Genomic DNA, 4501 nt, shown 5'->3' on the forward strand with positions numbered 1-4501 from the left:
GGGCCGGCAGCGCCTTGTCGATGCCCGCCAGCGCGGTCAGCTTGCCGGGCTATCGAGGATCGAGATCAGTTCCGGCACGGTGGCCTGCGGGCGCCCGCTGTGGCTGGCGCGCTCGTAGGTGTCGCGCACGGCTTGCGCGGTGGCGCGCGCGGCGCCGAGCTCCTGCGCCATCGTGGTGTAGTAGCCCATGTCCTTGAGCGCATTGGCGATCGAGAAGCGGAAGCCGGAGGTGTCATGCGCCTCGATATAGGGCCGCATGCGGTTCAGGATCACGCTGTCGCCGCCGCCCTTGGACAGGACCTCCACCAGCACCGCGGGATCGACGCCGGAGCGCGCGGCGCAGGCCGCGGCCTCCGCCAGTACCGCGGAAAAACCCAGCGAGACGAAGTTGTGCAGCAACTTGAGGCGATGGCCAGAGCCGGCCGGACCCGCGAACACGATATTCTCGGCAAAGCAGGCCAGCAGCGGCCGGCATTGCGCGAACAGCGCCGGGTCTCCGCCTACGATCAGGTTGAGGCGGCCTTCGGCGGCCTCCTTCGGCGTGCGCGTCATGGGAGCGTCGAGAAAGTGTCCGCCCGCCTGCGCCACCGCGGCGGCAATGCGCTCGGTGGAGGAGGGGATGGCGGTCGAGCAGTCGATCACCACGGTGCCCGGGCGCAGCCCAGCCAGCACGCCGTCCGGGCGGAACAGCACGTCCTCCACTTCCGGCGTGCCCGTGACGCACAGGATCACGACGTCCACCGCGCGGGCCAGGCCGGCCGCGCTATCGACGGTCCGCGCGCCGGCGGCGAGCAGCTGGTCGAGCGGCTGGTTGCCCGGATGCGCCAGCAACACCAGGGGGTGGCCGTGTCTGGCGATATTGGTGGCAATGCCATGGCCCATCATGCCGATGCCGATCATGCCGATTGTCTTCATGCTGTCTCCGTTCTTATGTCCGGTTCGAATCGTGAGCGCAGGCGCGGTTCCGCTATTGCGCTTGCCGCTCAGGCCGCCAGCGCAGATGTGCCTGACCTCCGGGGAGTCCTCGATGCCCAGGCCCGGCGTCTCGGCCATGCGCCAGGAGCGCTCGTAGCCGCCAGTATAGAAGCAGGCCGCCAGGCCGGGCGGCGGTCATTGGCCATCGCGGCGCCCTTTTCGTCCGTATCGGGGCGGATCGGAGGTGCCACCGGACCCAGGCAGGAACGGGTCACGGTCCTCGCCGGGCCGGGCGTGGCGAGGCTGTTGCTCGGGCACGGGGAGACAGGGTGGCCTGCCCGCCGGCGCGTGTCGCGCAGCTGGCGGATGGCGGAATCGGCGAGTGGAGCATCGTGGCGAAGCATGCCGGCGCGCAGTCCGGCCAGCGCAGACAGCCCCGGCGGGCTGGCTTTCCCACCCTCCGGCAGGCCGCGTCAGGCCGGCGGCGAGAATGCCGCGGCGCTGCCCGGCCTGCGCAGCATCTTGTCCACCTCGCCGGCGTGCAGCTCTTCCAGCCGGATCATCTGCCGGGCGTATTCCTCCAGCGCTACCGATCGGTCTTTCACCAGCGTGAGCAACTCCCGGTACAGGTCGAGGGCTACCATCTCGGCCGCCAGCGATTCGCGCAGGATGGCGGCGATATCGAAGGTATGGCTATCCAGCAGTTTGCCGATGGCCAGCGACGGATAGGCGCCGAGGGTGGTGATCCATTCGCCGGCCTGCTGGGCATGCAGCAGCGACTCGCTGGCCTGGTCGCGCAGCCAGGAAACGATGGGGATGCGGGCAAAGCCGAACACCAGCAGGGAGTAGTGGGTATAGCGCACCACGCCGGCGAGTTCGGTCTCGAGAATCTGGTTCAGCACGCTGACCACGCGGTCTTTTTCGATCTCAGCCATGGCAGGCTCCTTCGGAAGTGCTTGAATTGCCGTATCGGTGCATTGCGATGCTATCCCTTGGTCGCGATCATCATCGAATCCGGGCCGGTAAGCGGTTCCACGCGCGCCCGCGCAAAGCCCACCTGCTTCGCCCACGCGCAGCATTGCGTGCCGGTATAGTCGAAGCCGCCCGGCGTTTCGATCAGCATGTTCAGGCTCATCAGCAAACCGAAGGCGTTCTGCCTGCGTGCATCGTCGATCATGGCGTCATAGACGATCAGGTGCCCGCGGGCGGGCAGCGCCGCGTGGCATTTGGCCAGCAGGTGCAGCTTCTGTTCCAGATTCCAGTCGTGGAGGATGTGGCCCATCACCAGCACGTCCGCCGTCGGGCAGGGATCGCGAAAGAAGTCTCCCGGATAAAACCGCAGACGGTCCTGCAGGCCATGCGCGGCGACGTATTCCTCGAAGACCGGGCCAACGGCTGGCAGGTCGAAGCCCCCGCCGCGCAGGTGCGGGTGGGCTAGCGCGATCTGTACCGGCAGCGCCCCTTGCGCCGTGCCGATATCGATGAAGGTCTGGCAGGCCGCCCAGGGGAATTTGCGTGCCATTGCCTGGGCTGCCGCCATGCTGACGCCGGTCATGGCCTGCAGGAATCCACGCAGGCTCTGTTCGTCCTGGTAGATCGCCGCGAACAGGTCGTCGCCTCCGCTGGCTTCGCTCTGGGGGTGGCCGGTGCGCAGCGCCTCCGTCAGCGACCCCCAGCTTGGATAGAGGCGTGCGTTGGCCATCTCCAGCAAGCCGCCCACATAGCTGGGCTTTGCCTTGTCCAGGAACAGATCGGTGTCGGGGCTGTTGCTGTAGTGGTTCCCGTCGTCGCGTTCAAGCAGGCGCAGGGCCACCAGCGCGTCGAGGAAATCCGCGGCGCCGCGTGGATGCAGGCCGAGCGTCCCGGATAGCGCCGCGGCGTCGCGCGGTCCGTCCGCCAGTTGCGTGAACACCCCGAGTTCCACCGCGCTGAGCAGGGTCTTGGCGGCCCAGAAGCCCATCCCGAGTTGCAGCAGCCGCTCCGGCGTGCGTTCGGGGGCGTGCCACGCACCGGCATCCGCGGCTTTGCCGGCGGCATCGTTTCCGTTCTGCATAAGTCACCTCGTCGCCACCATCGACCGACTTCCGGGCGCCTGGGCGTAGGGAAGGATGCTGGTAACTCTAGATGCCGGGCGCGGCGAAATCCAGCCGGTTGTGGCGGCTGGGGGCAGGGCGCTGCTCACGATGCGGACGGATGCCGCTTGCCCCGGCAAAGGTGGGTGACGATAAGGGCCAGGGCAAGCAGGCAGGCGAGGCTGCAGGCGTAGGCGTGCCCATAGTCGGGCCTGGTGCCGGCGCCTTCCAGGCTGGCATAGAACAGGTTGCCAAGCAGCGCCACGCCGACCGAGTTGCCCACCTGCTGCACCGTGGCCAGCACCCCGGCGGCCACGCCGGCGTGGCGCGGCGGCATCCCCGCCAGCACGGTGGATGCCAGCGGCGCCATCACCATGCCGATGCCGGCGCCCTCCACCAGCAGCAACGCCAGCAGGACGGCCATGGATGCCGCGCCCGGCACGTGCCACGGCAGCATCAGGTTCGCCAGCTGCAGCCAGTGGCCCGCCGCCAGCAGCAGCGCGCCATAGGCGATGGACGAGCGGCCCAGCCTGGCCGCGATGCGCGGCGCGGCCAGGGAGGTGGCGAAGAAGCCCAGCGCCAGCATGGTGAATGCGCCGCCGCCCTGCAACGGGCTCAGGCCGAGACCGTCCTGCAGGTAGAGCGCCAGCACGAAATAGAAGGAGGCGTTGCCGGCATAGAACGCCAGCGTCACCGCCAGGCCGCGGGCGAACCCCGGCGCGGCAAACAGCGCCGGCCCGATGAGCGGCTGCCCGCCGCGCGCATGCAGCCGGCGCTGCCAATGCGCGAACATGGCCAACAGCGCCGGCGCCAGGGCCAGGGTCAGCAGCGCGGCTGAAGGCCAGCCTTGCTGCCTGCCTTCCACCAGCGGCCACACCAGCGCGCACAGGGCCGCGGCCAGCAGCACCATGCCGAGCGGATCGAGCTTGCTGTCCCGGCTGGCAGGCGCGGCCGGCAATACGCGCGGCGCCAGCAGCAGGGCCAGGAACGCGACCGGCACATTGACCAGGAAGCAGCTGCGCCAGCCCATGCCGGCCAGGTCGGCACGGATCAGTGCGCCGCCAACCAGTTGGCCGAGCAGGGCGGCCAGGCCCAGTGTCAGGCCATAGGCGGCAAAGGCGCGCGCGCGTGCCGGGCCGGCGTAGGCGAGCGAAAGCATGGCGAGGACCTGGGGCTGGAGCAGCGCGCCCGCCAGGCCCTGGGCCACGCGCGCCGCCACCAGGGCCGGCGCCGACGGCGCCAGCCCGCAGGCGGCGGAAGCCAGCGCGAACAGCAACAGGCCGAGCATGAACATGCGGCGCCGTCCCAGCATATCGCCGAGACGCCCGCCGGTGATCAGCCCGGCCGCATTGGCCAGGCCATAGCCTGCCACCACGAACTGCAGCGCGCCGGCACTGGCGTGCAACTCGCGCTGGATGGCCGGCAACGCCACGTTCACGACAAAGAAATCCATGACCACCATGAACGTGCCGCTTAGCATGACCGGCAAGGCCAGGCCGCAGGTGGCGCGGGGA

The 4501-nt window shown here is 69.4% G+C and carries 4 protein-coding genes; all 4 read right to left on the reverse strand.

Annotated features, from left to right (window positions below):
• Window positions 1-36: 36 nt before the first annotated feature.
• Window positions 37-915, reverse strand: coding sequence for an NAD(P)-dependent oxidoreductase (locus P3W85_RS35190; protein WP_276268163.1), 879 nt, complete (start codon window positions 913-915; stop codon window positions 37-39).
• A 473-nt stretch (window positions 916-1388) separates the two neighbouring features.
• Window positions 1389-1850, reverse strand: a complete 462-nt coding sequence (locus P3W85_RS35195; RefSeq protein ID WP_017228608.1) for a ferritin-like domain-containing protein — start codon at window positions 1848-1850, stop codon at window positions 1389-1391.
• Window positions 1851-1900: 50 nt separating this feature from the next.
• Entirely contained in the window at window positions 1901-2968 is a 1068-nt protein-coding gene (locus tag P3W85_RS35200; protein ID WP_017228607.1) for a methyltransferase, read from the reverse strand.
• 125 nt (window positions 2969-3093) lie between these two features.
• Window positions 3094-4501 (reverse strand): MFS transporter (locus P3W85_RS35205; RefSeq protein WP_276268164.1); only part of this gene is annotated, 1408 nt, incomplete at its 5' end.

The organism is Cupriavidus basilensis, from assembly GCF_029335485.1.
Classification (GTDB): domain Bacteria; phylum Pseudomonadota; class Gammaproteobacteria; order Burkholderiales; family Burkholderiaceae; genus Cupriavidus; species Cupriavidus basilensis_E.